General features: G+C 63.2%; 26 protein-coding genes and 1 pseudogene. 9 read left to right on the top strand and 18 right to left on the bottom strand.

What is annotated here, in order from left to right:
• The first annotated feature begins 23 nt into the window (after positions 1-23).
• The 4 genes from CK220_RS01960 (at position 24) to msrB (ending at position 3083) form a co-directional block, all read left to right on the top strand.
• Positions 24-860, top strand: a complete 837-nt coding sequence (locus tag CK220_RS01960) for a MoxR family ATPase (protein ID WP_095809931.1) — start codon at positions 24-26, stop codon at positions 858-860.
• A 79-nt stretch (positions 861-939) separates the two neighbouring features.
• Positions 940-1386, top strand: coding sequence for a GNAT family N-acetyltransferase (locus CK220_RS01955; RefSeq protein ID WP_095809930.1), 447 nt, complete (start codon positions 940-942; stop codon positions 1384-1386).
• Positions 1387-1393: 7 nt separating this feature from the next.
• On the top strand, positions 1394-2584 hold the full coding sequence (locus CK220_RS01950; protein ID WP_095809929.1) for a VWA domain-containing protein: 1191 nt from the start codon (positions 1394-1396) through the stop codon (positions 2582-2584).
• 94 nt (positions 2585-2678) lie between these two features.
• Entirely contained in the window at positions 2679-3083 is a 405-nt protein-coding gene (msrB, locus tag CK220_RS01945; protein WP_095809928.1) for a peptide-methionine (R)-S-oxide reductase MsrB, read from the top strand.
• Positions 3084-3135: 52 nt separating this feature from the next.
• Here the strand turns inward: msrB and CK220_RS01940 are convergent, their stop codons facing one another.
• Positions 3136-3480, bottom strand: a complete 345-nt coding sequence (locus CK220_RS01940; RefSeq protein ID WP_095809927.1) for a hypothetical protein — start codon at positions 3478-3480, stop codon at positions 3136-3138.
• A 182-nt stretch (positions 3481-3662) separates the two neighbouring features.
• On the opposite strand from CK220_RS01940, the gene CK220_RS01935 reads away from it, so the two are divergent.
• Positions 3663-4172, top strand: coding sequence for an arsenate reductase ArsC (locus tag CK220_RS01935; RefSeq protein WP_095809926.1), 510 nt, complete (start codon positions 3663-3665; stop codon positions 4170-4172).
• 31 nt (positions 4173-4203) lie between these two features.
• Here the strand turns inward: CK220_RS01935 and CK220_RS01930 are convergent, their stop codons facing one another.
• The 10 genes and pseudogenes from CK220_RS01930 to CK220_RS01885 all read right to left on the bottom strand — a co-directional run bounded on the left by CK220_RS01930 (position 4204) and on the right by CK220_RS01885 (position 15883).
• The gene (locus CK220_RS01930) at positions 4204-4653 is read right to left on the bottom strand and encodes a hypothetical protein (RefSeq protein ID WP_095810257.1); all 450 of its coding nucleotides are present in this window, start codon (positions 4651-4653) and stop codon (positions 4204-4206) included.
• Between the two features lie 167 nt (positions 4654-4820).
• Positions 4821-5081, bottom strand: coding sequence for a DUF2312 domain-containing protein (locus CK220_RS01925; RefSeq protein ID WP_095809925.1), 261 nt, complete (start codon positions 5079-5081; stop codon positions 4821-4823).
• Positions 5082-5490: 409 nt separating this feature from the next.
• Positions 5491-8949 carry a pyruvate carboxylase gene (gene pyc / locus CK220_RS01920; RefSeq protein WP_095809924.1) on the bottom strand — a complete coding sequence of 1153 codons (3459 nt, stop codon included), beginning with the start codon at positions 8947-8949 and terminating at the stop codon, positions 5491-5493.
• A gap of 263 nt (positions 8950-9212) precedes the next feature.
• Positions 9213-10331, bottom strand: coding sequence for a branched-chain amino acid ABC transporter substrate-binding protein (locus CK220_RS01915; protein ID WP_095809923.1), 1119 nt, complete (start codon positions 10329-10331; stop codon positions 9213-9215).
• A gap of 139 nt (positions 10332-10470) precedes the next feature.
• Positions 10471-10818, bottom strand: coding sequence for a DUF6867 family protein (locus tag CK220_RS01910; protein ID WP_095809922.1), 348 nt, complete (start codon positions 10816-10818; stop codon positions 10471-10473).
• 17 nt (positions 10819-10835) lie between these two features.
• A complete protein-coding gene (locus CK220_RS01905) occupies positions 10836-11564 on the bottom strand; it encodes an ABC transporter ATP-binding protein (RefSeq protein ID WP_095809921.1) in 729 nt (242 codons plus the stop codon).
• A 77-nt stretch (positions 11565-11641) separates the two neighbouring features.
• Positions 11642-12781, bottom strand: a pseudogene (locus CK220_RS01900) (ABC transporter ATP-binding protein); the annotation flags it as partial.
• Positions 12781-14172 carry a high-affinity branched-chain amino acid ABC transporter permease LivM gene (livM, locus tag CK220_RS01895; protein ID WP_095809920.1) on the bottom strand — a complete coding sequence of 464 codons (1392 nt, stop codon included), beginning with the start codon at positions 14170-14172 and terminating at the stop codon, positions 12781-12783. The gene livM and the pseudogene CK220_RS01900, both read right to left, overlap by 1 nt.
• Positions 14173-14177: 5 nt before the next feature.
• The gene (locus tag CK220_RS01890; protein ID WP_095809919.1) at positions 14178-15080 is read right to left on the bottom strand and encodes a branched-chain amino acid ABC transporter permease LivH; all 903 of its coding nucleotides are present in this window, start codon (positions 15078-15080) and stop codon (positions 14178-14180) included.
• A 416-nt stretch (positions 15081-15496) separates the two neighbouring features.
• The gene (locus CK220_RS01885) at positions 15497-15883 is read right to left on the bottom strand and encodes an ectoine synthase (RefSeq protein WP_095809918.1); all 387 of its coding nucleotides are present in this window, start codon (positions 15881-15883) and stop codon (positions 15497-15499) included.
• Between the two features lie 166 nt (positions 15884-16049).
• Here CK220_RS01885 and CK220_RS01880 point away from each other — a divergent pair, with 166 nt between their 5' ends.
• Positions 16050-16937, top strand: coding sequence for a LysR substrate-binding domain-containing protein (locus tag CK220_RS01880; RefSeq protein WP_095809917.1), 888 nt, complete (start codon positions 16050-16052; stop codon positions 16935-16937).
• An 18-nt stretch (positions 16938-16955) separates the two neighbouring features.
• On the opposite strand, the gene CK220_RS01875 is transcribed toward CK220_RS01880, so the two are convergent.
• Genes CK220_RS01875 through CK220_RS01865 form a run of 3 tightly spaced genes read right to left on the bottom strand, consistent with a single transcriptional unit; the run spans position 16956 to position 20267 of the window.
• Positions 16956-17957 carry a 4-hydroxyproline epimerase gene (locus CK220_RS01875; RefSeq protein ID WP_095809916.1) on the bottom strand — a complete coding sequence of 334 codons (1002 nt, stop codon included), beginning with the start codon at positions 17955-17957 and terminating at the stop codon, positions 16956-16958.
• Between the two features lie 36 nt (positions 17958-17993).
• Positions 17994-19328, bottom strand: a complete 1335-nt coding sequence (locus tag CK220_RS01870) for an FAD-dependent oxidoreductase (RefSeq protein WP_095809915.1) — start codon at positions 19326-19328, stop codon at positions 17994-17996.
• 45 nt (positions 19329-19373) lie between these two features.
• The gene (locus CK220_RS01865) at positions 19374-20267 is read right to left on the bottom strand and encodes a dihydrodipicolinate synthase family protein (protein WP_095809914.1); all 894 of its coding nucleotides are present in this window, start codon (positions 20265-20267) and stop codon (positions 19374-19376) included.
• 114 nt (positions 20268-20381) lie between these two features.
• Here CK220_RS01865 and CK220_RS01860 point away from each other — a divergent pair, with 114 nt between their 5' ends.
• A complete protein-coding gene (locus CK220_RS01860; RefSeq protein WP_095810256.1) occupies positions 20382-21041 on the top strand; it encodes a GntR family transcriptional regulator in 660 nt (219 codons plus the stop codon).
• Between the two features lie 43 nt (positions 21042-21084).
• On the opposite strand, the gene CK220_RS01855 is transcribed toward CK220_RS01860, so the two are convergent.
• From CK220_RS01855 to CK220_RS01845, 3 genes are all read right to left on the bottom strand, one after another.
• Positions 21085-21402: a hypothetical protein gene (locus CK220_RS01855; RefSeq protein WP_176478964.1), complete on the bottom strand. Its 318-nt coding sequence runs from the start codon at positions 21400-21402 to the stop codon at positions 21085-21087.
• A gap of 242 nt (positions 21403-21644) precedes the next feature.
• Positions 21645-21944: a hypothetical protein gene (locus CK220_RS01850; RefSeq protein WP_095809913.1), complete on the bottom strand. Its 300-nt coding sequence runs from the start codon at positions 21942-21944 to the stop codon at positions 21645-21647.
• 407 nt (positions 21945-22351) lie between these two features.
• On the bottom strand, positions 22352-23848 hold the full coding sequence (locus CK220_RS01845) for a CoA-acylating methylmalonate-semialdehyde dehydrogenase (RefSeq protein WP_095809912.1): 1497 nt from the start codon (positions 23846-23848) through the stop codon (positions 22352-22354).
• Between the two features lie 369 nt (positions 23849-24217).
• Between CK220_RS01845 and CK220_RS01835 the strand changes: the two genes are divergently transcribed.
• Complete coding sequence (locus CK220_RS01835) at positions 24218-25099, top strand: LysR family transcriptional regulator (protein ID WP_095809911.1); 882 nt, start codon at positions 24218-24220, stop codon at positions 25097-25099.
• Positions 25100-25161: 62 nt separating this feature from the next.
• On the opposite strand, the gene CK220_RS01830 is transcribed toward CK220_RS01835, so the two are convergent.
• Positions 25162-25710 (bottom strand): hypothetical protein, encoded by a 549-nt coding sequence (locus CK220_RS01830; RefSeq protein WP_245428915.1) that lies wholly within the window; start codon positions 25708-25710, stop codon positions 25162-25164.
• Between the two features lie 142 nt (positions 25711-25852).
• Between CK220_RS01830 and CK220_RS01825 the strand changes: the two genes are divergently transcribed.
• The gene (locus CK220_RS01825; protein WP_095809910.1) at positions 25853-26293 is read left to right on the top strand and encodes a hypothetical protein; all 441 of its coding nucleotides are present in this window, start codon (positions 25853-25855) and stop codon (positions 26291-26293) included.
• Positions 26294-26326: the final 33 nt, after the last annotated feature.

Below are 26326 nucleotides of genomic sequence, written 5' to 3'. Positions count from 1 at the left end.
CGGCCGAACGATCAGGAGAAGAAATGCGTTTCGAAGGCACCGCGGCTTACGTCGCCGACAAGGATTTGATGGTGGCGGTCAACGCCGCGATCGCACTGGAGCGACCGTTGCTGGTCAAGGGCGAGCCAGGCACCGGCAAGACTGAACTCGCCCGCCAGGTGGCGGCGGCGCTCGGCCTCGATTTCATCGAATGGAACGTCAAATCGACCACCAAGGCGCAGCAGGGCCTCTACGAGTATGACGCCGTCTCGCGGCTGCGCGACAGCCAGCTCGGCGACGACCGGTTCAGCGACATCAGGAATTACATCAAGCGCGGCAAGCTGTGGGACGCCTTCGCGGCACCGAAAAAGGTCGTTCTCCTGATCGACGAGATCGACAAGGCCGACATCGAATTCCCGAATGATCTCCTGCAGGAACTCGACCGGATGGAGTTCTTCGTCTACGAGACCGGCGAGACCATCCGCGCCGAATTTCGGCCCATCGTCATCATCACCTCCAACAACGAGAAGGAGCTGCCGGACGCCTTTCTGCGCCGCTGCTTTTTCCACTATATCCGCTTCCCCGATATCGAGACGCTGCACCGGATCGTCGACGTGCATTATCCCGGCATCAAGCAGAATCTCGTGCGGGCCGCACTCACCCAGTTCTACGAGATCCGCGACGTGCCCGGGCTGAAGAAGAAACCATCCACCTCCGAGGCGCTCGACTGGATCCGCTTGCTGGTCGCCGACGACATCGCGCCGGAGGATCTCCGCGCCGATCCGAAGAACATGTTGCCGAAGCTGCATGGCGCGCTGCTCAAGAACGAGCAGGACGTGCACCTCTTCGAACGCCTGGCCTTCATGGCCAGGCGCCAGTAATAGCGCTTTCTCCTGCTGTGGACCGTTGCCGGCAAGCGGCCGCCGTCGCAGCTTCGGACCCAAAGCATTGGAGGAAAAAATGCCCGAGACCACTGTTCGCCCGCTTGCCGAGTCCGATCACGCCGACTGGCGCCGCCTGTGGACCGCCTACCTCACCTTTTATGAGACCAAGCTGCCGGACGCGGTTTATGACGTCACGTGGAAACGCTTGTTCACGCCTGGTGAGTTCGAGCCGAAGGGTTTCATCGCCACGCTCGACGGCAAGGCCGTAGGCCTGACGCACTATCTCTATCACCGGTCCTGCTGGTCAGAGGTCAACAACTGCTATCTGCAGGATTTGTTCGCCGACCCTGAGATGCGCGGCAAGGGTGTTGGCGCGGCGTTGATCAAAGCTGTGCAGGACGAGGCCGGCAAGATCGGCGTCAAGAACGTCTACTGGATGACGCACGAAACCAACGCCACCGCACGCCGGCTGTATGACCGTGTCGCGCGGCGGACGGGCTTCATCGAATACGATTTGCTATAAAGCGCAAATGTTCATCCCCTTCTTCCTCGAATTGAAGGCCGCGCGGGTTCCCGTTTCGCTCAGGGAATATCTGTCGCTGCTGGAAGGCCTGGAAGCTGGGTTGGTCGACTATGACGTCGAGGGTTTTTACTACCTCGCCCGCTCTGCCCTGGTGAAAGACGAGCGCCATATCGACCGTTTCGATCAGGTGTTCGCGCATGTCTTCAAGGGCGTCGAAGCGCTCGCCGGCCCGGACGCCGTCGATGTCGCCAATATTCCCGAGGAATGGCTGCGCCGGCTTGCCGCAAAGCACCTAAGCGAAGAGGAGAAAAAGCTGGTCGAGGCGCTGGGCGGCTTTGAGAAGCTGATGGCGACGCTGAAGCAGCGCCTGGAGGAGCAAAAGGGTCGCCACCAGGGCGGTTCGAAATGGATCGGCACAGGCGGCACCTCGCCCTTCGGCGCCTATGGCTATAATCCAGAAGGCGTGCGTGTCGGTCAGCACGAAAGCCGTCACCGCCGTGCCGTGAAGGTGTGGGACAAGCGCGAGTTCAAGAACTTCGACGACGCGGTCGAGCTTGGCACCCGCAACATCAAGGTGGCGCTGAAGCGGCTGCGCCGCTGGGTGCGGGAGGGCGCCGAGAAGGAGTTCGACCTGCCCGGCACCATCCATGCCACAGCCGAACACGGCTATCTCGACGTCAAGACGCGACCCGAGCGGCGCAATGCGGTGAAGCTTTTGATGTTCTTCGATGTCGGCGGCTCGATGGACGATCACATCAGGAGCGTCGAGGAGCTTTTCTCGGCCGCCCGCGCCGAGTTCCGGCAGCTCGAGTATTTCTACTTCCACAACTGCCTTTACGAGCGCGTCTGGAAGGACAACCGCCGCCGCCTCGCCGAGACGATCCCGACCTTCGACCTGCTCCACAAATACGGCCCGGACTATAAGGTGATCGTGGTCGGCGACGCATCGATGAGCCCTTACGAGATCGCGCATCCCGGCGGCTCGGTCGAGCACTGGAACCCGGAAGCCGGCAGCGTCTGGCTCGCACGGCTGTTGCAGCAATGGCCGAACGCCGTCTGGCTGAACCCTGAAGCTGAGAAGAACTGGCGCTACACCCATTCCATCGCGATGATCAGCGACATCTTCAGCGGCCGCATGTTCCCGCTCACGCTTGCCGGGCTCGAAGCGGCAACGAAGCAGCTTTCGAGGAAGCACTAGCGCCCTTCCGCTGGCAGCGCCTGTAACAAAGGCCTATGTTTGCACGAATACAGGCTGCCAACCAACAACGAGCCGCCAAGGCCGAGGAGATTCAATGGACACCCACGCCTATCCCGTCACCCGCACCGATGCCGAGTGGCGCGCCCGGCTGACGCCGGAGCAGTACGCCGTCATGCGCAACCACGGCACCGAGCGTCCCGGCAGTTGCGCCCTGCTTTACGAGAAACGCGCGGGCACTTTCTTCTGCGTCGGCTGCGACCAGCCTTTGTTCGAATCCAAGCTGAAGTTCGAAAGCGGCACCGGCTGGCCGAGTTTCAACGATCCGGTCCCGGGCTCGATCGAGACGACCGTCGACCGCAGCTACGGCATGGTTCGCACCGAGTGCCATTGCTCGCGTTGCGGCAGCCATCTCGGCCATGTCTTCGAGGACGGCCCGCCACCCACCGGCCTGCGCTATTGCATCAATGGTGTGGCCCTGCGCTTCGAGCCGGCGGCCTGAAAGGCAGTTCGTCATAGCTTTGTAAGGGCGGCTTCGGCCGCCCTTTTTCGATTCAGACAACGACCGTCGCGATCAGCCAGAGCGCCGAGCCCAGCATCATCAGCTGCGCCTTGAACCCGCCGGGCTTTTCCGCCGTCCGCCAGACGGCCAGGGCGAGAAAGATATTGTAGGGAACGGGGAGGAAATGCACCGTGAGCACCAGCCAGAGCGGCAGCTTCAGCCCAAGCAGGACAAGCGCCAGCGCGGACGAAGCGATATTGATCGCCGTGCCGGCGACCAGCATGTCGCGCCAGAACAGCCGGTCGAGCGGAACGCCTCTCCGCCAACGTGCGCTGAAGAAGCCGGCCAGGCCAGCGACCTTGCCGGAAGCCGTCGCGGCCGGATGTGTATCGTCCATCGGTTGAGCCTCGCTTGTGCTCATTTCGCGTCCGAAGATGCCGGACCCCCTTCGGAAAGCAAGGCCCCGCGAAATCTCACGCGAATGTGACAGGAAAATCTGCCATCAATATTTGGCGGCCCGCAATGCGCGACGCGCGCCACCGGTCAGTTATTTCGCGGCGCCGGAAGGAGGGGTTCAAAATGAGCGATCATGTCTACAACGTACTCTTTCTCTGCAACGCCAACTCGGCCCGCTCGATCATGGGCGAAGCCATTCTCAATCGGCTCGGGGCCCGCCGCTTCAAGGCCTATTCCGCCGGCGCCAACCCCACGGGCACCGTCAACCCCTATGCCATCCAGCTGCTTCAAAGCCTGAGCTACGATACTTCCTTCGCTCGCTCGAAGAGCTGGGATGAGTTCTCAGGGCCCGACGCACCGGAAATGAACTTCGTCTTCACGCTCTGCGACAGCGCGGCGAATGAAAGCTGTCCGGTCTGGGCCGGTCATCCGATGACGGCCCTTTGGGCAGTTCCCGATCCATCCAAAGCCAAAGGCATGGATGCCGAGCAGCATTTTGCATTCGCCGACGCCTACCGCATGTTGAGCAACCGCATTGGCCTGTTCACGAATCTGCCGATCCATTCGCTCGACCAGATGGCGCTGCAGCAGCATTTGGAGGAGATCGGCCGCCACCAGGCCCGGGCACGCTGAAACGGCCGCTCCGCGGGCGAAACTGGCGGCTTTACGGCCGGGCTTCATCGCCCAGCGCCTCGATAACGGCGCGCTCGAAGCGCGAGCATTCCGTCGCCAGCCAGTCGGCCATGGCCGGCCAATTGTCCTCGGCAAAACAGTTGACCCGCCACTGCGAATTGATGCCGAGATTCTGTGCGCTCTGCTCCGGCCTGAGCTTCAGCCGCGCCTCGATCGCCGGTTGAAACGGCATCAGCCGAGTCCAGACCTCCGTGGCACCGAGCTTCTCGTTGCGGCCGAAGAAGACGCCGACCACGTTCTCGCTGGGCGCAACATACATGGACAGCACCAGGGCGAACTCCGGCATTCCGCGCTGCCAGAACCATGGCCCGCGTCGCGCCAGCCGCTGCCTTTCTTCCGGGTGCCGTTCGGCAAACAGCGCCCAGAACCCGCGATGGCGGAACTCCGAAGCGCGATGGCCGCCGAAGTCGAACTCACTCATGGCGAAATGCTCGCACATCCTGGCCGACACTGTTTCGAAATTCGCTCCGGCGAGTCATATGGTGGTGGTTTCGAGAACCGTAGCGCAGCGGACTTTCGGTCCGTGAGCAACGGAAGCGCAGAAAACGCCATCAGATGGCCGCCGGAGTAGGATTTCCAAACAGTCTCTTACACCATGCCGAGCGCGGCCTTGTACAGATCGAGGATCGACTCCTCCTCCTGGCGCTCGGCCTGGTCCTTCTTGCGCAGCCGGACGATGGTGCGGACCGCCTTGGTATCGAAGCCGGTGCCCTTGGCCTCGGCATAGACGTCCTTGATGTCGTCGGAAATCGTCTTCTTTTCTTCCTCGAGCCGCTCGATGCGCTCGATGATGGCGCGCAGCTGGCCGGCGGCTACAGTCTGGCTGGTCTCGGTGATCTCGTCGGCCATTTTTCTCTCCGCGTTTTTTTGCGCCACGGCGATTCCCGCCCGGCAAAATTGGAGCGGGTTCGATGCCCGAGCAGGCGCGGCGGGTCAAGACATTATCGATGCGGCATGACGGCCCCGGGTGGGTGTTGAGATTCTGGTCAGGCCGAGCCGGAGTCGAAGACGGGCGCGAAGCGACCAGAACGGTGGTTTCCGAGAACCGGCCTACGCCGGCCGTAGCCTTCGTAGAGCGGAGACACTTGTGAAGGCTTCGGCCGGCGAAGGCCGGAGCCGAGCGTGCTTGAATCGTGGGCACCGGCCTACGCCGGCCGTAGCTGTAACTGCGACGTGCCTCGTGAGTGCTTCGGCGGCGGAGGTCGGAAGCAGGAAGCCGGGGTTTGCAGGCCGGCCTCACCTGGAAGATCGGCACACCTTAGCCGAAGGCGATGAGCAGATCCTTCGCATCGATCTGGTCGCCGGCCTTGACCAGCACTTCGGCCACCACCCCGTCGCGCTCGGCGTGCAACGCGGTCTCCATCTTCATCGCCTCGATCGAGAGCAGCACGTCGCCCGCCTTGACCGCCTGGCTTGGCGCCACAGCAAGAGCCGACACCACGCCCGGCATCGGCGCGCCGACATGCGCCTCGTTGCCCGGCTCGGCCTTGCGCCGCGCCTTGGCGGCCGAGGCGCCGTGCGCGCGGTCCGGCACCTTCACGCGGCGCGGCTGGCCGTTGAGTTCGAAGAAGACGGTGACCATGCCTTTTTCGTCGACGTCGCCGAACGCCTGGCAGCGTATCACCAGCGTCTTGCCCTTCTCGATGTCGACGAAGATCTCGTCTTCGGACTTCATGCCGTAGAAATAGGTCGGGGTCGGCAACACGCTGACCGGGCCATAGGTCTCCTGAGCGGCGGCGAAGTCGGTGAAGACCTTCGGATACATCAGCCAGGAGGCGAATTCGAACTCTGTGAGCTTGCGCTCGAGCCTCTCCTCGATCTCCTTGCGGCTGGCCTTGAGGTTCGCCGGCTTGAGCAGCGAGCCCGGCCGGACGGTGATCGGCTTTTCGCCTTTGAGCGCCTTCTTCTGCAGCGCTTGCGGCCATCCGCCGGGCGACTGGCCGAGATCGCCGCGCAGCATCGAGACAACCGAGTCCGGGAAGGCGATGTCCTTCGCCGGGTTCTCGACATCGGTGACGGTGAGGTCCTGGCTCACCATCATCAGCGCCATGTCGCCGACCACTTTCGACGACGGCGTCACCTTGACGATGTCGCCGAACATCAGGTTGACGTCGTGATAGGCCTGCGCCACCTCGTGCCAGCGCGTTTCCAGTCCAAGCGAGCGCGCCTGTTCCTTGAGATTGGTGAACTGGCCGCCCGGCATCTCGTGCAGATAGACTTCCGAGGCCGGTCCCTTGAGGTCGCTTTCGAAGGCGGCGTACTGATTGCGCACCGCTTCCCAGTAGAAGGAGATGTGGCGTATCCATTGCGGGTCGAGGCCGGGATCGCGCTCCGTGCCTTTGAGCGCCTCGACGATCGAGCCGAGGCAAGGCTGCGAGGTGTTGCCGGAGAACGAATCCATCGCCGCGTCGATGGCGTCGACGCCCGTCTCCACCGCTGCCAGCACCGTAGCCGCCGACAGGCCGGAGGTGTCATGTGTGTGGAAGTGGATCGGCAGATCGGTCTCTTCGCGCAACGCCTTGAACAGCACGCGCGCCGCCGAGGGCTTCAGGAGTCCCGCCATGTCCTTGACGGCGATGATATGCGCGCCCGCCGCTTCCAGTTCCTTCGCCAGCCCGACATAATATTTCAGGTCGTATTTGGCGCGCGCCGGATCGAGTATGTCGCCGGTGTAGCACATCGCCGCTTCGATCAGCTTGCCTTCGGCGCCCACCGCGTCCATGGCGACGCGCATGTTCTCGACCCAGTTCAAGCAGTCGAAGACGCGGAACAGGTCGACGCCGCCTGCGGCTGCCTGTTTGACGAAATGCTGCACGACATTGTCGGGATAGTTGGTGTAGCCGACGCCGTTGGCGCCGCGCAGAAGCATCTGCAGCAGAAGATTGGGTGCTGCCTCGCGCACTCTGCTCAGACGCTCCCACGGATCCTCGGTGAGGAAGCGCATGGCGACATCGAAAGTCGCGCCGCCCCAGCATTCCAGTGAGAGCAGTTGCGGCAGCGCCCGCGCATAGGTGCCGGCGATGCCGGCGATGTCATAGGTGCGCATGCGGGTGGCGAGCAGCGACTGGTGTCCGTCGCGCATCGTCGTGTCGGTAACGAGCACTTGGGCTTGCTCGCGCATCCATGCCGCGAACTTCTGAGGCCCAAGCGCGTCGAGCCGCTGCTTGCTGCCGTCCGGCACCTTGCCGTTGAGATAGGGCACCACAGGCGCCGCCGCATCGGCTTTCGGCACCGGCCGTCCGCGCGTCTCTGGATGGCCGTTGACGCTGACGTCGGCGAGATAATTGAGCAGCTTGGTGGCGCGGTCCTGCCGCTTGACCTGCTGGAACAGCTCCGGCGTCGTGTCGATGAACTTGGTGGTGTAGGAATTGTCGGCGAAGCTCGGGTGGTTGATGATCGCTTCGAGGAAGGTGAGGTTGGTGGCGACGCCGCGGATCCGGAACTCTCGCAACGCCCGGTTCATGCGCGCGATCGTCTCGGCCGGCGTCGGCGCCCAGGCTGTCACCTTTTCCAGCAGGGGATCGTAGAACCGAGTGATGACCGCGCCCGAATAGGCGGTGCCGCCGTCGAGGCGGATGCCGAAGCCGGTCGCGCCGCGATATGCGGTGATGCGTCCATAATCGGGGATGAAATTGTGTTCCGGATCCTCGGTAGTGATGCGGCACTGCAGCGCGTGGCCGTTGAGCTTGATGTCCTTCTGCGCCGGCACGCCGGATTCGGGCATGCCGATGGCGAAGCCGTCGAGGATGTGGATCTGCGCCTTCACGATATCGATGCCCGTCACCATCTCGGTGACCGTATGCTCGACCTGGATGCGCGGGTTGACCTCGATGAAATAGAACTTGCCGGTGTCGGCGTCCTGCAGGAACTCGACCGTGCCGGCGCCGATATAGCTGGTCTCGCGCGCAATCTTCAGTGCATAGCCGCAGAGTTCCTCGCGCAGCGCCTCGCTGAGATAGGGCGCCGGTGCCCGTTCGACGACCTTCTGGTTGCGGCGCTGGATCGAGCAGTCGCGCTCGAACAGATGCACGGCGTTGCCTTGGCGGTCGCCCAGTACCTGCACCTCGACATGGCGGGCGCGCTCGACGAGCTTTTCGAGATAGACCTCATCCTTGCCGAAGGCGGCTTTCGCCTCGCGCTTGCCTTCCATGACCTCGCGCGCGAGGTCGGCTTCCGCGCGGATGGCGCGCATGCCGCGGCCGCCGCCACCCCACGACGCCTTGAGCATCACCGGATAGCCTATTTCCGCGGCGAGCTTCTTCACCTCGTCCATATCGTCGGGCAGCGGATCGGTGGCGGGCACGACCGGCACGCCGACCTCGATCGCCAGGTTGCGCGCCGCGACCTTGTTGCCGAGCCGGCGCATCGTCTCGGGCTTGGGCCCAATGAAGGTGATGCCGGCGGCAGCGCAGGCCTCGGCGAATTCCGGGCTCTCCGACAACAGGCCGTAGCCGGGATGGATCGCGTCGGCGCCCGAGAGGCGCGCGACGCGGATCACCTCGTCGATCGACAGGTAGCTCTCGATCGGACCCATGTCCTTGGTGAGATGCGGACCGCGCCCGACCTGGTAGCTTTCGTCGGCCTTGAAGCGGTGCAGCGAATATTTGTCCTCTTCCGCCCAGATCGCCACGGTCTTGAGCCCGAGTTCATTCGCCGCGCGAAAGACGCGGATTGCGATTTCGGATCGGTTGGCGACGAGGATCTTCGTGATTGCCAAGGACTGGGCTCCAGTAGCGGAAGGTGAAGTGAACCGGCGCAATGATTAGCGTGAAAATGCTGCAGCGCAAACAAAATAGCGCGACACTTCAATCGATTTAAATCGTTTGTTTACGCCAACGTTGGAGGACCTCCGAGCGGCTGGACGACAAATGCCGTCGGACTTGGCGGCGGGACACGAAGGGAGGCTTGATGCCCGGCCAACAAAAAATGCCCGGCGCTCAGCGCCGGGCATCTCGGAAACGTCGGCTCTTGCTTGCCGGCTTATTGCTCGAAGTAGGAGTACTTGCCGTCCTCGCCCTTCTTCCAAGTGTACATGACGTAGTCCGGACGAGTGATGTCGCCCTTGGCGTCATAACCAATGTCGCCGATGGCAGTCTTCCAGGGGCCGCCCGATTTGATCGTCTCGGCGACTTTCTGCGAATCGTCGGCGGAGCCGGTCTTCGTGATGGCCGCAGCGATAATCTGGATCGCGGCGTAGGAGTAGAGCGTGTAGGCCTCCGGTTCGAAGCCGGCAGCGCGGAACTTCTCCACGAGCTCCTTGGCGTTCGGGTTCTTGCGCGGATCCGGCGCGAACGTCATCAGCGTGCCTTGGACGGCGTCGCCGGCGATCGAGGCGAGCTCGTTCGACACGATGCCGTCGCCCGACATGAACTGGGCCTTGAGGCCCTGGTCGGCGAGCTGGCGGATGATGAGGCCGGCCTCCGTATGCAGGCCGCCATAGTAGACGACGGAGATACCGGCTTCCTTCATCTTGGCGATGAGCGCCGAGAAGTCCTTGTCGCCGACATTGATGCCTTCATACATGGCTTCGTTGACGCCATTGGCGTTGAGCGCCTTCTTGGTTTCGTCGGCAAGGCCCTGGCCATATGGGGTCTTGTCATGGATGAGCGCGATCTTGGCGTCCTTGAAGTTCTTGGCGACATAGTCGCCGGCAACCTTGCCCTGCTGGTCGTCGCGTCCGCAGGTGCGGAACGTATTCCACATGCCGCGTTCAGTGAACTTTGGATTGGTCGCGGCGGGCGTGATTTCGAGGATGCCATTCTCGGCATAGACTTCCGACGCAGGAATTGAGACGCCCGAATTGAAGTGACCATCGACGAACTTGATGCCGTCGGCGACAAACTTGTTGGCGACCGAGATGCCCTGCTTCGGATCCGACACGTCGTCACCTACGCTCAGCTTAAGTTGCTGGCCGAGGACTCCGCCGGCCGCGTTGATGTCGGCGACCGCCTGTTCCGCGCCCTTCTGCAGCTGCGCGCCGAAGGCCGCGTTCGGACCGGTGATCGGACCGGCGACGCCGATCAGAATGTCGGCCCACGCGCTGCCGCTGAACGCGATGAACGCGGTCAGCGCCACGGCGGACAAGAGTGATTTTTTCATTGAAACGCTCCCATTTACGGAGTGGGCGTGGATGATACTTTCATGCGATGCCCACCCTTATCGCAGAAAGCATAGAATGCCGATTTTCAGGCACTTGTCACGCCAAATTCATTCCCCGGAACGGCGTTGATCATGAACGTCAACCCTTCGGTTTCCAGCTCAACAAGGAGGCTCTTTCGTAGAGCCAATTATACTGAGTGACCATCTGGTTCGTACGCGTGTATTGATAACCGAGGAAGCCCAGTATCATCAGCACGATGGTGTCGACGATATAGTAACGCAGCGAAAACATCGTGCCGTCGAACAGCGCGTGATGGATGAACCTTATGCCGATGCCGAGTCCGAGCATATAAAGGAATAGCTGAAAGAAGCTGCGCCAAGTCTGCGCGCTCGCCTTGCCGGTCATCCACGCCGCCCATCCGCCGAGCAGGCAGGTGACGAACAGGAACTGCCAGATCGAGGCTTCCTCGTAGAGAATGCCCTGCATGATGAAGTCTCCTGAACTCAGTGGTGGCCGCCCTCGAGATAGGCGGCGCGCACTTCCGGATTGGCGAGCAGCTCCTTGCCGGTGCCGCTCATCGTCACATTGCCGTTGACCATGACATAACCGCGATTGGCGAGCTTCAGCGCGCCGAAGGCGTTCTGCTCGACCAGGAACACGGTCAGCCCTTGGGTCCGGTTCAATTCGCGGATGGCATCGAAGATCTGCTTGACGATCAGCGGCGCCAGGCCCAGCGACGGCTCGTCGAGCAGAAGCAGCTTCGGCCGCGCCATCAGCGCACGCCCGATCGACAGCATCTGCTGCTCGCCGCCCGACAGCGTGCCACCGCGCTGGCTGATGCGCTCCTTCAGCCGCGGGAACAGCGCAAACACCTTCTCGGCATCCTCGTCAAAATGCTTGAGGTTGTCGAGGCTGGCGCCCATCTGCAGGTTTTCCATCACCGTCATGCGCGGAAAGATGCGGCGTCCTTCCGGCGACTGGGCGATGCGCAGCCGCGCAATCTCATGCGTTGCCATCTGCGTGATGTTGGCGCCGGCGAAAGTGATGGTGCCCGTGCGAGCCCGTGGAGCTCCAAAAATGGTCATCATCAACGTCGACTTGCCGGCCCCGTTGGCGCCGATCAGCGCCACGATCTCACCTTGGTTGACGGTGACGTCGACACCGTTCAGCGCGCGGATGTTGCCGTAATAGGTCTGCACGCCCTTGATATCGAGCAGCGTTGTGCCGGCCATTACTTACGCCCTCCACGCTTGCCCGTTGTGGGCTTGGCCGCGGCTTCCTGCGTCGAAGCGCTGTCTGCCTTTGCTGTCGGAGCCTTGACGGCCGTTTTCTTCGGCACCGCCTTCGCGGTGCTCGACTCCGCATCCGGCTTGGCCGCCGGAGCGCGCTTTGCCGGCGCCGGAGCGACACGCTTGCCGGCTACTGATGTCGCGCGAGCGTCGACTTGGGCCGCTTTCGAGGCGCCCTTCGACACCGTGACCCGCTCGCCTTCGTCCGCGTGTTCGACGCTATCGGAAATCGGCCCCGCCATCATGGAAGCGGAATTGCCGGGGCCGTGTGCGGAATCAGGACCGGTGTCGAGCTGCTCGATGACATCCTCGTCGCCGACTTCGGTCAGCACGGTTTCGACCTCCTCGTCGTCGACGCCGAGATAGGCGGCAATCACGCGCGGGTCGGTGCGAACCGACTGCGGATTGCCATCGGAGATCTTGCGGCCGTATTCGAGCACCACGACATGGTCGGAGATCTGCATGACCACCGACATGTCGTGCTCGATGAGCAGGATCGATGTGCCGGTGTTGTCCTTGATGTCCATCAGGAGCGCGTTGAGCGAGGCCGATTCCTTCGGGTTGAGACCGGCGGCCGGCTCGTCGAGGCAAAGCAGTTCGGGTCCGGTGCACATGGCGCGCGCGATCTCGAGACGGCGCTGCGCGCCATAGGGCAGATCGCCGGCCGGATCGTCGGCGCGATCGACGAGGTCGGCCTTCTCCAGCCAATGCCTGGCGAGGTCGATCGATTCGGCCGAGGCCTGGCGGTAGCTCGGAAAGCCGAACAGGCCGAGCAAGGTGTAGCCTGAGGCCTTCATCAGCTTGTTGTGCTGCGCGACCAAAAGGTTTTCCAAGAGCGTCATGCCCGAGAACAGGCGGATGTTCTGGAAGGTGCGCGCCACCTTGGCGCGCGCCGGGATCTCGTGGTTGGGCAGCCGCTCGAGCAGATAGGTCGAGCCGTCACGCCGATTGAGCGTGATCATGCCTTCCGTCGGCTTGTAAAAGCCCGTGATGCAGTTGAACACCGTCGTCTTGCCGGCGCCGTTCGGCCCGATCAGCGCGGTAATCTCGCCGCGCCTGGCCTGGAAGGACAGGTCGCCGATGGCGACGAGGCCGCCAAACTTCATCGACAGGTGCTCGACCTGCAGGATGAGCTCGCTTGCGGAAGCTTGCGCGTCCATCAGCCGTGGCCCTCCTTGGTAAAGGAGCCCGAGACCGCTTTTCGCTCCTTGAGGAAGGCTGTCGGCTCTCGACTGCCGACGAAGCCGCGCGGCTTCCACAGCATGACGATCACCATCGCAACGCCGAACAATAGCATGCGGTAAAGCTCCGGCGTGAAGTCCGGACCGAAGATCACTTTCAGGAAGCCCAGCTCGCGCAGGATCTCGGTGCCGCCGATCATCACCAGTGCCGCCACCGCGATACCGCCCAACGAGCCCATGCCGCCGAGCACGACGATGGCCAGGATGATCGCCGATTCCAGGAAGACGAAGGATTCCGGGCTGACGAAGCCCTGGCGCGCGGCGAAGAACGAGCCGGCGAAGCCGCCGAACATGGCGCCGGTGGCGAACGCCGTGAGCTTGGTGGTGGTGGTGTTGATGCCGAGCGAGCGGCACGCGATCTCGTCCTCCCGCAACGCTTCCCAGGCGCGGCCCACCGGCAGGCGGCGCAGCCTGATGGTGACGAAGGCGGTGAGGAAGCAGAGCGCCAGGATGAGATAATAGAGGAAGATCTTGTAGTAAGCGCCCGATTGGGCGATGCCCAGCACCTTGGCGATGTAGTTCGGGTCCGAGACGTTGAACGACATCAGCCCGAAGAAAGAGACCTTCGGAATGCCGGAAATGCCGGCCGAGCCGTTGGTCACCTCACGCCAGTTGATCAGCACCAGGCGGATGATCTCGCCGAAGGCGAGCGTGACGATCGCCAGATAGTCGCCGCGCAGCCGCAGCACCGGGAAGCCGAGCATGACGCCCCAGAAGGCGGCCATGGCGCCGGCGGCAGGCAGCAGGATCCAGAACGACAGGCCAAAATGCGTGCCCAGCAGCGCATAGGCATAGGCGCCAACGGCGTAAAAAGCCACATACCCGAGGTCGAGCAGGCCGGCTAGCCCGATGACGATGTTTAGCCCCCAGGCCAGCATCACATAGATCAGGATCTGGATGCCGAAATTGTCGACCCATTTCAGCGAGCCCTGGAAGCCGAACAGAAGCACCATTGCCACCGGATAGAGGATCAGCACCGTGACGCCGATCTTGTTGAAGTTTCGCCGCACGAAGCCGGGCTCCACAGCGATCGCGGGCGCCTTGGGCCTTTCAGCCCTTGATCGTTCGAGCGCCGGAACCGCATAGGCAACATAGAGGAAGCGCCCGACCGCTACGGCGATGACCACCAGGGCGAGCAGGCGCCAGCGCTGCACCAGGATCAGCTCGTTGTTGATGTTCTGGTCGGTCCTGAGACCGATGAAAAGCACGAACAGGCCGAGCGCGATGGCCCCGGCGTAGAGCGCTTCGCGGAATGCGCGCTGGATGGGAGTAGCGACGACGTCGCGCTCCGGAGATACGGTAACGGCCATGAGGATCAGACCTTTTCGACTTCAGGCCGGCCCAGGATGCCGGAGGGCAGGAAGATGAGCACGATCGCCAGGATCGAGAAGGCCGCGACGTCCTTGTAGTCGATCGAGAAATAGGCCGACCACATGCTCTCGATGAAGCCGATCAAAAGCCCGCCGAGCACTGCGCCCGGCAGCGAGCCGATGCCGCCAAGCACCGCCGCCGTGAAGGCCTTCACGCCCGGCACGAAGCCGTCGGAGAAGACCACCACGCCATAATACATCAAGAAAAGCGTCCCGGCGACCGCGGCAAGCGCTGCGCCCATGATGAAGGTGATGGATATTGTGCGGTCAACGTCGACGCCGAGCAGCGCCGCCATCTTGCGGTCCTGCTCGCAGGCGCGCTGCGCCCGCCCCAATGCCGTCCTGTTGACGAGATACCAGAAGATCGCCAGCAGCGCGGCGGTGACCAGCACGATGATGATCTGCTTCAGCGAGACGCTGATGCCGTCGATCGTATAGACCTGGCTGACCAGCGGCGGGATCGGCTTGTTGCGCGGCCCTTGCGTGACCTGCACGAAGTTGGACAGCGCGATCGACATGCCGATGGCGGTGATCAGCGGCGCCAGCCGGAACGATCCGCGCAGCGGCCTGTAGGCCACCTTCTCGATCGTCCAGTTGTAGAGGCTGGTGAGCAGCATGCCCACGATCATCATGATCAGGAGCGCCACCACAACCGGCACCGAATAGAACATCGCGCCGAGGATCAGGAAGACGATGAGGGCCGTGAAGGCGCCCACCATGAAGATATCGCCATGGGCGAAATTGATCATGCCGATGATGCCGTAGACCATCGTGTAGCCGATTGCGATCAGCCCGTAGATAGATCCCAGCGTCAGCCCATTGATAAGCTGCTGGACGAAATACTGCATATTTAAGCGGCTCCCCTGGAATGTCGCCTTCGAGGACGCATTCCTTTTCGTATTGCCCCTAGTCGTAAAGTTTCGAGCCCGGATTGCAACGTGATTTTTCAATCGCCGAGCGTGGTTTGGAAGCACGCTGCCCGATTGCCCCGCTGTTTCGCACCCGGCCCCTGGACTATCGCGGACCCTATCATTGGCACAACGCAATGTCTTTGACGATTCAGCCGTATCATGCGCGTCATTTCGAACAAATCGCCGTCAAAATAAATTGATGAGAAGATTCCTTGCGTCAACGGCAGCGCTCGATTTTCCGGTTCCGCGTATTCCGTCAGGTCAGGATTCTGCCCAATATGATGGTCATGTGACAGCGAGGCGACGTCGCGAACTCCGCCTCGCCAACGAAGCATCTCTCCCAGCCCGCAGTTTCAGTAAGCAGAGCCTCCTTCCCCGCTGAGGGTATGCCGTTCTGTACCGTGGAGCGGCGGATTGAAGACGCTGACCAGCACCATGTCGCCGGCCGCATCGGCGCGCAGGTAGTGATCGTCATGCGCATCGAGAACGTAGATCGTGCCGGGTTCGATGCGATGGACCGCGCCCGTCATGTCCTCGACTTCGCCGCTGCCGGAAATGCAGTAGCAGGCCTCCAGGTGCCGGCGGTACTGAAGCCGCGACTCGCTGCCGGCACGCACGACCGTATGACAGACTGTGAACCCCATGCCGTCCCTCTGGGTGAGCAGCCGGTGGCTCGTGCCGTTGCCCCAATCGACGAAGAAGTCAGTTTTTTCTACAGCAGCCAATTGCCTGGTGAACATGGCATCTCTTCCTGTGAGTTACAGCGAAAGCGACAATGCTCTCAGATTGATCCTAGTTTTTGCGGGTTCGACGCGTTAGATTCCCGAAACCAAGTCAAGGAATGTCGTAAGTGGTCGGGAAGTTCAAATGACCGATTTTCGCTCGACGCATTAAAAAAATTTACAGATGGATTATCTGCCGCTGAACGCCATTCGCGCCTTCGAAGCCGCCGCGCGCCATCTCAGCTTCTCAGCCGCCGGCGAGGAGCTGCACGTCACCCATCCAGCGATCAGCCATCAGATCAGGCGACTGGAAGAGTGGCTCGGTGTGCCCTTGTTCCACAGGGATGCCCGCAAGGTTCGCCTGACCGACGCCGGGCTGGCTCTCCAGGCCTCGGCGAACGCAGCGCTCTCCGACCTCACCGCCGCCTGCCGGCGTATCCGCAGGAACGCAGTTCTGGCATCGATCTCGGTGGGCTGCATTCCATCCATTGCCAGCCGCTGGCTGGTCCCGCGCCTGCCGGACTTCACTGCCCGTCACCCTGAGATTGCGATCCGCGTCGCCTATGCGAAAGCCGAAGACCGGCTCGAGGACGACGACAACGACATCCTGATCACGCTCGGCGCGGATCCGTCTCCGAGGGCCACCAGCCTGAAGCTCTTTTCCCGTGTCAGCCAGCCCGCCTGCAGCCCGCATTACCTGGCCCGCAAGGGCCGGCTCGGCACGCCGACGGACATTGCCGCGGCGGACCTTTTGCATGACGAGACACGGCAGGGCTGGCGCGAGTGGTTCTCGCAAGCCGGCATGGCCGGAGCCGATGTCGGCAACGGCCCTGTCTTTGCCGATTTCAACATACTGGCGACCGCCGTCATCGCCGGCCACGGCGTCGCGCTTTGCCCGATCGAGGTTTTCCGCGAGGAGTTGCGACGCGGCGACCTCGTCGTCGTCTCCGACATCGCGACCGACAAGGACAAGGGCTACTACCTCACCATGTCGGCGCAGCCCTCCGCCGCCGAAATCACCTTTGCCGATTGGTTCCGGAGTCAGGTTTCGACGAACGACGAAGCGGCCTGACGCCTCGGCCGGGAGCGATCAGGTGACGATGAACCCGTGCGCGAACGGATCGCGGTCGTCGATGAAGATGGTGTTCAGCCCGGTCATGCGCGCCCAGCCGCCGATCGAGGGGACGATGGCTGGCTTGCCGGCCACGCTCACCTCCTTTTCGACCTTGCCCTTGAACAGTGAGCCGATGATCGACTCATGGACAAAACTGTCGCCAACCTTGAGCCTGCCCTTGGCATGGAGCTGCGCCATGCGCGCCGAGGTGCCGGTGCCGCAAGGCGAGCGGTCGATCGCCTTGTCGCCATAGAACACGGCATTGCGCGCATCGGCCTCGGCATCCCTGGGCTTGCCGGTCCACAGCATGTGCGACAGCCGGTTGATGCCCGGGTTCTCCGGGTGGACGAACGAGTATTTCTCGTTCAGGCGCTGGCGCACCACCGGGCTCCAGGCGATGAGGTCGGCGGCCGAATGGTCGGCCATGTCGCGGTAGTTCTCCTGCGGCTCGACGATGGCATAGAAGTTGCCGCCATAGGCGACGTCGACGCTGATCTCGCCAAGCACCGGGCACTCCACCGACAGCCTTTCGGCGTAGAGGAAGGACGGCACGTTGGTGATGCGCACCTCCTCGACATATTCGCCGACCTGCTTGTATTCGGCGACGACCAGGCCGGCCGGCGTGTCGAGTCTGAGCACGCCCGGCGTCTTCGGCTTCACCAGCCCGTGCTCGATCGCCATCGTCACGGTGCCGATCGTGCCGTGGCCGCACATCGGCAGGCAGCCAGAGGTCTCGATGAAGAGGATCGCGATGTCGCAGTCCTCGCGCGTCGGCGGATAGAGGATCGAGCCCGACATCACGTCATGACCGCGCGGCTCGAACATCAGTCCGGTACGGATCCAATCATATTCGGCGAGGAAATGCGCCCGCCGTTCCATCATCGTCGCGCCTTCAAGCAGCGGGCCGCCGCCGGCGACCAGCCTCACCGGATTGCCGCAAGTGTGGCCGTCGATGCAGAAGAAGGATTTCTTGGCCATGATGGCTCCCTGAAATATCAGAATTCCGGCGACTTGTCAGAACCGTTGCGGGCGGAACGGGGTGAGATCGAGCGGCGGCGCCTGCCCGAGAACAAGATCTCGGATCAAACGGCCGGTCGCGGCCGCCTGGGTCAGGCCGAGATGCCCGTGGCCGAAAGCGTAGACGACGTTCGCCGCCCGCGCCCGGCCGATGACCGGCAGCGAATCCGGCAGCGACGGCCGGAAGCCCATCCATTCGCGGCCGCCCGACGGATCGAGCCCGGGCAGGAAACGCTTGGCTTTTTCCAGCATCGCCTTCGAGCGCGCGAAATTAGGCGGTCGTTCGATGCCGCCGAGCTCGACGGCGCCGCCGACGCGCAAGCCCGTTTCCAGCGGCGTGATGACGAAACCGTGCCCGGAAAAGATCAGCTGCCGCTTCACGTCGAAGGCCGATACCGGCAGCGTGGTGTTGTAGCCGCGCTCGGTCTCCAGCGGAATGCGGTCGCCGAGATCTTTGGCCAGCAGATGCGACCAGGCGCCGGCGGCGATCACGAGCTGCTTCGCCTTCCGGGCCGTGCCGTCGGTAAGCATGAGCATGGCTCCGTCTGTTCCGGTTCCGATACGTTCGATGCGCGTATGCTCGAAGCGGGCGCCGAGCCGCTCCGCATAGGCCCAGAGCGCCTTGCCGAGCAGTTTCGGATCGGCGACCGTCTTCCAGCCCGGCACGAAGGTGCCCTTGACGAAGCGCGGCGAAAGACCCGGCTGCAGCCTCGCCATCTCCGCAGCCTCGACATGGCGGAAGCCTATGCCGAAGCGTTCGCGCGCGCTCCAGCCGGATAGCGAGGCGCGGAACTCGGCCTCGCTTTCGTAAAGTTCGAGCGAGCCGTCCTCACGCAGCATCGGCCGCGTCCCGGAGCGATCGAGCAAGCCCATCCATTCGGCTTCGGCGAGCTTCATCATGCCGGCCTGCGCCGCGAGGCTCGCCTCGAAATGCCTGGCGGCGCCCGCGCGCCAGAAGCGGAAAAGCCAAGGAAGAAGTTTAGGCAGATAGGCCGGTGGAATGGCGAGCGGCCCCAGCGGATCGGCAAGCCATCTCGGCAACTGCCTGATCATGCCCTTATGCGCCAGCGGCAGCACGTCGGAGAAGGCGAAGGCAGCGGCGTTGCCGGAGCTCGTCTCCTCGCAAATGCCGGTGCGATCGAAAATGGTGACGCTGCGTCCCGCCTCGGCGAGCAAGGTGGCGGCGCAAATGCCGATGATGCCGCCGCCGATGATGGCGATATCTTCCCCTTCTCCCCGTTCACGGGGAAAAGGCGCCCGAAGGACGGATGAAGGACGGGGCCCCTGTTCGGTCGGCTTGGCATTTTCTTGCACGCTGGCGCTGCCCCTCATCTGGCTGCCGCCATCTGCTCCCCGTGAACGGGGAGGAGAAAGCTATCAGAACGCCGGCAGTTCCGGCCGCGCGGCCAGCGCATCCCCGACGATCTTTTCCACCGCCTTGCGGCGCTCGCCCGACAGCGGCTGACGCGGCATGCGAACGCGGTCATTGGTACCGATCGCCAGCACTTCGGCAAGCTTGATGTTTTGGACCAGGTAGGTCGAGACATCGAGGTCGAGCAACGGCCGGAACCAGCGGTAGATCTTCAGCGCCTCCTCGCGGCGACCTTTTCTCATCAACTGGTAGATGGCGACGGTCTCTCGCGGAAAGGCGGTGACAAGCCCCGCCACCCAGCCGATGGCGCCGACCGACAGCGCCTCGAAGGCGAGGTTATCGACGCCGGTGAAGAGGTCGTAGCGGTCACCGAGGCGATTGATGATTTCGGTCGAGCGGCGGATGTCGTCCGACGATTCCTTGATCGCGACGAAGCGTTTGTCGGACGCCAGCTCCCCCATCAGGTCGACAGTGACGTCGACGCGATAGGCGAGCCGGTTGGAGTAGATCATAACCGGCAGGTCGCCGGCCTCCGTGACGGCGCGAAGTGCGGCGACCGTCTCTTCAGGATTGGTGTGGTAGATCGGGCTCGGCACCACCATCAGGCCGTTGGCGCCTTCCTTGGCGGCGCGGCGTGCGATGCTTGCCGCCTCGCGGGTGCCGGGTTCGTTGACGGTCAGAAGCACCGGCTTTGTCCCGGCGATCTTCTGCGCCGTTTTCAGCACTTCGATCTTCTCGTCATGCGACAGCATAGGCCCTTCGCCGAGCGAGCCACAGACGATGATGCCGTCGCAGCCGGCCTCCATCTGCAGGGAAAAACAACGCTCCATCTCGGCATGGTCGAGGCGATCGTCGGTGGTGAATTTGGTCGTGACTGCAGGGAAAACTCCGGCCCACATGGCTATCTCTCCGTCTGATATATCAGCGGTATATTTATTAACACACGGGCTGTCAATGCTGAATCCGCTATGATATATGAAAAATATATCAGGAGCTGCCCTTTGATATCCGCATTGATATCCAACGACACGAGCGCGGCCTTTGAGCCGGTTGCGACCAAGGCCTATCGTGTGCTGGAGCACATGATCGTGACCCTCGAACTGGCGCCTTCAAGCTTCGTCACCGAAGGTGCGCTGATCGAGCGGCTCGGCTTCGGCCGTACCCCGGTGCGCGAGGCGATCCAGAGGCTGGCCTGGGAAGGCTTGCTCGACGTCAGACCACGCGCCGGCATCGCGGTCGCGCCGCTCCACCCCGGCGACTGGCTGCGCGTCATCGATGCCAGGCGCGGCGTCGAGGTGGTGCTTGCCCGCTCGGCCGCTCGCTTCGTCACCCGCGAGGCGGCCGACCTGTTTCACGAGGCGGCCCTTGCCATGCAGAAGGCAGTGATCTCCGGCAACGTGCTTTCCTTCGTTCAGGCCGACAAGCAACTCGACGAGGCGCTGGCGATCGCCGCCGACAATCCATTCGCGGCGCGCGTGGCGGCGCCCTTGCAGACGCACAGCCGGCGTTTCTGGTTCCGCTACAAGGCGGATACCGGGCTCGCCGAATCGGCCGAGCACCACGTCGCGCTGATCCGCTCGATCCTCGACGGCGACGAGGAAGCCGCCGCCAAGGACGCCAAAAAATTGATGGCGCTGCTGCGCGGCCACGCCGAGGCGGCCGCGACGCGCTGACCGCAGCCGTTCCGCTTTCGCTGAACCGTCCCGGTAACGCGCTTCACCCGCCCGGGTGCCCGACCGCGGTGGCCAGCGTGTCTTCCCATCCCTCGCCGGCCGCCAGGATGCAGCTCTGGCCCTTAACGTCGGTCATCAGGATGGTCCAGGTTCCGCTTGCCGACACAAACACCTCGAAGATGGCGACATCTCCGCCCACGCCATAGCCCAGCCGCTTCTCCTCGAATACCTCTGCCAGCCCCGCGACCAGATCGTCATGGCCGCCGCAGAGGACTTGCGCCTGCACGGGGACTGCCGGCAAAGCCATCATGGCGCCGGCGACCGCCAGCTTGAGCACTCGGAACGAAAATTTGCGTGCCATGGGCACCTCCTTCGCCGTGGCATTCCGGCAAAAGGAGGCATATTCGGCCGCCTCAGTATGCCGGAACGCTCCAGGCCGGACTCGACGGCGCCATCACGTCACTCCTTCTGGCTTCCGGTCTGTCGCAGGGAGATTTGTCACTCCCTGCATTCGATATGGTGAAGCTGCGCCCGGTCGACAAGCGGGCGTTAACGCGGGCGCCGGGGCGGCTTTCGTTGCATAAGCCGTGGCGCCAGTGAGGGTTAGGCCCCTGGCAAGGCTGCCGTGATCGTCGGGCTGTCCCAGCCTTCGCCAACGGACAGGATGCAGCTCTGCCCCTTGGTGTCGGAGGCAAGAACGGTCCAACTGCCTTGGTCGGAGACAAATATCTCGAGCACGACGTTGGGATTGATCAGCCCGCGCCCTGCCTCGCTTTCGTGGAACTTGTCGCCGAGCGCCTTGATGATGTCGGCGCGTGGTGCGCATTGTGCTGCCGCACTGGCCTGGCCGGCGGACAGCGCTGCCGCCGCAAGGCACATCGTCGCCATAAGAAATCGGGTCATCCGACACCTCCTCGCGCCAGACGAGAACCCCGGCTGCCACCGGCGCTGTTTGATTGGCCTGCACGCATGGCAGGAATACAGCCTAAGGCGGATAGCGGCCTGTTGGTTCCATCACACGGCGACTGAATTATTAGGATGTGCGGATGCTCCCTTGACGTGTCTCGTCGCAAATCATTCATCTGGAGTTGCAAGCGAGGGCAGGCGAGACGACAAGCTTGCCCAATGTCGATGAGGTGAAGGACAAACAAAAAGAAAACGCGGTTTGCACCGCGCTTTCCCACTGATGGCTCTCGAAGGACCGTCCGATCAGTTCATCGCCGGGATGACGAACTCGGCGCCGTCCTTGATGCCCGCCGCGCGCCCGCAGCCGCAACGCGGCGAGGACGCGCGACCGAAAAACCGTCCGGTCAGTTCATCGTCGGGATGACGAACTCGGCGCCGTCCTTGATGCCGGACGGCCAGCGCGAGGTGACCGTCTTGGTCTTGGTGTAGAAGCGGAACGCGTCCGGGCCGTGCTGGTTGAGGTCGCCGAAGGACGATGCCTTCCAGCCGCCGAAGGTGTAATAGGCGATCGGCACCGGGATCGGCACGTTGATGCCGACCATGCCGACCTGGACCCTGGAAGCAAAGTCACGCGCGGCGTCGCCGTCGCGGGTGAAGATGGCGACGCCATTGCCCATCTCGTGATCGTTGGCGAGCTTGATGGCGTTCTCATAGGTCGGCGCGCGCACCACCGAAAGCACCGGCCCGAAAATTTCTTCCTTGTAGATGCGCATCTCCGGCGTCACGTCGTCGAACAGGCAGCCGCCCATGTAGTAGCCGTTCTCGTAGCCCTGCATCTTGAAGCCGCGGCCGTCGACGACCAGCTTGGCGCCTTCGTTGACGCCGATGTCGACATAGCCCTTCACGCGCTCCAGCGCTTGGCGCGTCACCAGCGGGCCGAAATCGGCCGAGGAGTCGGTCGACGGACCGACCTTCAGGCTTTCAACTCGCGGCACCAGCTTTTCCATCAGCCGGTTCGCGGTGTCGTTGCCGACCGGCACGGCCACCGAGATCGCCATGCAGCGCTCACCGGCCGAGCCGTAGCCGGCGCCGACCAGCGCGTCGACCGTCTGATCCATGTCGGCGTCGGGCATGATGATCATGTGGTTCTTGGCGCCGCCGAAGCACTGCACGCGCTTGCCCGCCGCGCAGCCGCGCGCGTAGATGTACTGAGCGATTGGCGTCGAGCCGACGAAGCCGACGGCCTTGATGTCCGGATCGTCGAGGATGGCGTCGACCACTTCCTTGTCGCCGTTGACCACGTTCAAGACGCCTTCCGGCAGGCCGGCCTCGATGAACAGCTCGGCGATGCGGATCGGCACGCCCGGGTCGCGCTCCGAAGGCTTCAGGATGAAAGCGTTGCCGCAGGCGATTGCCGGCGCGATCTTCCACAGCGGGATCATTGCCGGGAAATTGAACGGCGTGATGCCGGCGACGACGCCGAGCGGCTGGCGCATCGAATAGGTGTCGATGCCCGGACCGGCACCGTCGGTGAACTCGCCCTTCATCATATGCGGCGCGCCGATGCAGACCTCGACCACTTCGAGGCCACGCTGGATGTCGCCGCGCGCGTCGGCAATGGTCTTGCCATGCTCGCGCGCCAGGATATCGGCTAGCTCGTCATAGTCGCGCTGGACCAGTTCGAGAAACTTCATCAGCACGCGCACGCGGCGCTGCGGGTTGGTGGCGCCCCACTTGATCTGCGCGGCCTTGGCGTTCTCGACCGCGGCGCGCAGCTCCTGCGCCGAGGCCAGCGCCACCGTGGCGCGCACCGAGCCGTCCATCGGCTGCATCACGTCCTGCTTGCGGCCGCTGGTTCCGGCGACACGCTTGCCGCCGATGAAATGACCGTATTCGATCATGGTTTCTCTCCCTGTTTGGTGATGAGGCATTGTCCCCCTTTGCGGCGGCGATGGCAACGCGAGCCAAAACGCAACCGTTGTGCGTAAAATAGACAACAGCGGGAAGCCGTGCATTAATTGCCGCAAATGGCACCCTGTCGTCAGGATCATCTAGGTTGAGTTCCTTCGCGCCCCCCTCTGTCCTGCCGGACATCTCCCCCACAAGGGGAGAGATCAGCGGTTTCGCCGCCGGGTCTTTCTTTTCAGCATTGAAGATTGGCGAAAGCAAATATGAGAGCGCAATCTCCCCCCAAGTGGGGGAGATGTCCGGCAGGACAGAGGGGGGCGCGAAGGAACGCAACGTTGATAATCACAGCGTGGACCACCCTCATGAACTGGGATGATGTCCGCATCTTCCTCGCCGTGGCGCGCGCCGGACAGATCCTCGGCGCGGCAAAACGTCTGGAACTCAACCACGCCACCGTGTCGCGCCGCCTCGCGGCGCTCGAGGAAGCGCTGCGGACGAAACTCTTCCGCCGCTTGACCACCGGCAGCGAGCTGACGCCGGCCGGCGAGCGCTTCCTCGACATCGCCGAGCGCATGGAGAGCGACATGATCGCCGCCCGTTCGACCATTGCAGGCGAAGGCGACGACGTCTCCGGCACGGTGCGCATCGGTGCTCCCGACGGTTTTGGTGTCGCGTTCCTCGCCAAGCGTTTGGGCGAGCTGACGGCGCTTCATCGCGAGCTCACCATCCAGCTCGTGCCTGTGCCGCGCTCCTTCTCGCTGTCACGGCGCGAGGCCGACATTGCGATTACCGTCGAGCGGCCCACCGAGGGCCGATTGGTGGCGGGAAAGCTGGTCGACTATACGCTCGGCCTGTTCGCCTCCCGCGCCTATGCGGAAGCCAACGGCCTGCCGAAAACAGCGGCCGATCTCGGCCGGCACTCGCTGATCGGCTACGTACCCGACCTCATTGTCAGCCCTTCGCTCGACTACGCCGCGGAGTTCAGCCCGGACTGGCGCACCAGCTTCGCCATCTCGTCAGCACTTGGCCAGGCGGAGGCGGTCCGCTCGGGCGCCGGCATCGGCATCCTCCACACCTTCGTCGCCCGCTCGATGCCGGAGCTGGTGCCGGTCGACATCGTCGCGCCCATCCGCCGCGCCTATTGGCTGGTCTATCACGAATCGGTAAGGCCGCTGCGCCGGGTCCAGCTCGTCGCCAATTTCATCACCAGGGCCGTCGAGCGGGAAAAAGGGTTGTTCGTCTGATGCCGCCCAAAAAGGGCGACGCGCTTTGAACCGCCTTCAAGGCGCATCGAGGACGAAAGAATTCACAACCTTGTCGGCCTCACCGGCGAACGGCGCCCACATCCGGCCGGCTTCCTCGGCGCTGTTGCCCATGACCCGCAGGTGACGAAGCCATAATGGCCGTCGCGTATCGAAATCGCGATCCTGGCGTGGCCGTAGAAGCTGACATCGCCGTCGCCGAGGTGGAAATCCATGTCGGTCATCCGCAGGGGATAGCCGTCCGGGAATCGCGCCAGCCTGTCGTTGCTGAAACTCGCCGAACCGAAGGCGGAGCCGACCATTTCCTGCCAACTTCCCACTGACCAGTCCTTCTCGATGAAGGTTCTGAAATCGGGCGGATTGTCCGGAGCGGTCGGATCGTAGGGATTCTCCGACACCCTGCAGGTCAGGCCTTTCTCGCCGGATTTGACCTTGAGCCGTATGGAATCGCTGGACGTGCTTTCGCTCGTCCACTCCTCGGGATAGGTCAGTGAGAAGCCATGCTCCTCGTCGTGGACGGTTTTATCCGCGGCAAGCGCGGCCGAGGCGCAGACCAGATATCCGGCCGCTGCAATCGAAAGAAATGGGCGCATCGAAACGTCCCCCGCCATAGCCGACGATAGCACAACCGGCGCGCCATGCCGCCTTGCGCTTGCCACAAAGTCGGCCAGTGTGGCACCAGCGCTTCGCCATGCCATGCCAGGCGAGGGGGAATCTCGGAAAGCCGTCGCAGACATGCGAGCCACTCTTGCCATCCTGCCGCTGCTTTGCCTCTCCGGCTGCGCCAATCCGTGGGCCAGGGTTCCCGAAGCGGAACTGCCGAAGCCGATCCGCTATGCGATGGCCCGCCCCTCGCCTTTCGTCTTCGGCAATTATTGCGGTCCCGGAACCCGTACCGGCGATCTCTCGGCCACACCGGTCGACCGGCTCGATGCCGCCTGCCGGATCCACGACGCCTGCTACATTGCACGCCACAACCATTGCGATTGCGACGGCGCGCTGATCGCTTCGGCAAGGACGATCCGCGACGACAAGACGGCGCCAAGGAAGATGCGCGGCGGGGCCGAGCTCTTGATAGCCACCTTTGCGCTTCCGGTTTGCATGGTCTTTCCGCAGGGCTTCATGCCGCCGCGCGACCCCACCCAGCTCAGGGCCATGAACGGGGCGACCGGGTGAGACCAGGGGCCGTCCTGACAGGGCTGCTGCTTG

Origin of the sequence: Mesorhizobium sp. WSM3860, from assembly GCF_002294995.1 — a bacterium.
GTDB lineage: Bacteria > Pseudomonadota > Alphaproteobacteria > Rhizobiales > Rhizobiaceae > Mesorhizobium.
This window is presented reverse-complemented; position numbering and strand designations above follow the sequence as displayed.

Excerpts from the sequence above, each read along its gene's own strand:
- CK220_RS01960 (WP_095809931.1), top strand. The coding sequence starts at position 24 with ATGCGTTTCGAAGGCACCGCGGCTTACGTCGCCGACAAGGATTTGATG.
- CK220_RS01850 (WP_095809913.1), bottom strand. The coding sequence starts at position 21,944 with ATGACCCGATTTCTTATGGCGACGATGTGCCTTGCGGCGGCAGCGCTG.
- CK220_RS01835 (WP_095809911.1), top strand. The coding sequence starts at position 24,218 with ATGAACTGGGATGATGTCCGCATCTTCCTCGCCGTGGCGCGCGCCGGA.
- CK220_RS01865 (WP_095809914.1), bottom strand. The coding sequence starts at position 20,267 with ATGTGGGCCGGAGTTTTCCCTGCAGTCACGACCAAATTCACCACCGAC.
- CK220_RS01930 (WP_095810257.1), bottom strand. The coding sequence starts at position 4,653 with ATGAGTGAGTTCGACTTCGGCGGCCATCGCGCTTCGGAGTTCCGCCAT.
- CK220_RS01910 (WP_095809922.1), bottom strand. The coding sequence starts at position 10,818 with ATGCAGGGCATTCTCTACGAGGAAGCCTCGATCTGGCAGTTCCTGTTC.
- CK220_RS01905 (WP_095809921.1), bottom strand. The coding sequence starts at position 11,564 with ATGGCCGGCACAACGCTGCTCGATATCAAGGGCGTGCAGACCTATTAC.
- CK220_RS01885 (WP_095809918.1), bottom strand. The coding sequence starts at position 15,883 with ATGTTCACCAGGCAATTGGCTGCTGTAGAAAAAACTGACTTCTTCGTC.
- CK220_RS01830 (WP_245428915.1), bottom strand. The coding sequence starts at position 25,710 with ATGCGCCCATTTCTTTCGATTGCAGCGGCCGGATATCTGGTCTGCGCC.
- CK220_RS01935 (WP_095809926.1), top strand. The coding sequence starts at position 3,663 with ATGAGCGATCATGTCTACAACGTACTCTTTCTCTGCAACGCCAACTCG.
- CK220_RS01870 (WP_095809915.1), bottom strand. The coding sequence starts at position 19,328 with ATGAGGGGCAGCGCCAGCGTGCAAGAAAATGCCAAGCCGACCGAACAG.
- CK220_RS01875 (WP_095809916.1), bottom strand. The coding sequence starts at position 17,957 with ATGGCCAAGAAATCCTTCTTCTGCATCGACGGCCACACTTGCGGCAAT.
- livM (WP_095809920.1), bottom strand. The coding sequence starts at position 14,172 with ATGGCCGTTACCGTATCTCCGGAGCGCGACGTCGTCGCTACTCCCATC.
- CK220_RS01845 (WP_095809912.1), bottom strand. The coding sequence starts at position 23,848 with ATGATCGAATACGGTCATTTCATCGGCGGCAAGCGTGTCGCCGGAACC.
- CK220_RS01950 (WP_095809929.1), top strand. The coding sequence starts at position 1,394 with ATGTTCATCCCCTTCTTCCTCGAATTGAAGGCCGCGCGGGTTCCCGTT.
- CK220_RS01855 (WP_176478964.1), bottom strand. The coding sequence starts at position 21,402 with ATGGCACGCAAATTTTCGTTCCGAGTGCTCAAGCTGGCGGTCGCCGGC.
- CK220_RS01890 (WP_095809919.1), bottom strand. The coding sequence starts at position 15,080 with ATGCAGTATTTCGTCCAGCAGCTTATCAATGGGCTGACGCTGGGATCT.
- CK220_RS01955 (WP_095809930.1), top strand. The coding sequence starts at position 940 with ATGCCCGAGACCACTGTTCGCCCGCTTGCCGAGTCCGATCACGCCGAC.
- CK220_RS01825 (WP_095809910.1), top strand. The coding sequence starts at position 25,853 with ATGCGAGCCACTCTTGCCATCCTGCCGCTGCTTTGCCTCTCCGGCTGC.
- CK220_RS01940 (WP_095809927.1), bottom strand. The coding sequence starts at position 3,480 with ATGGACGATACACATCCGGCCGCGACGGCTTCCGGCAAGGTCGCTGGC.
- CK220_RS01880 (WP_095809917.1), top strand. The coding sequence starts at position 16,050 with ATGGATTATCTGCCGCTGAACGCCATTCGCGCCTTCGAAGCCGCCGCG.
- msrB (WP_095809928.1), top strand. The coding sequence starts at position 2,679 with ATGGACACCCACGCCTATCCCGTCACCCGCACCGATGCCGAGTGGCGC.
- CK220_RS01915 (WP_095809923.1), bottom strand. The coding sequence starts at position 10,331 with ATGAAAAAATCACTCTTGTCCGCCGTGGCGCTGACCGCGTTCATCGCG.
- CK220_RS01925 (WP_095809925.1), bottom strand. The coding sequence starts at position 5,081 with ATGGCCGACGAGATCACCGAGACCAGCCAGACTGTAGCCGCCGGCCAG.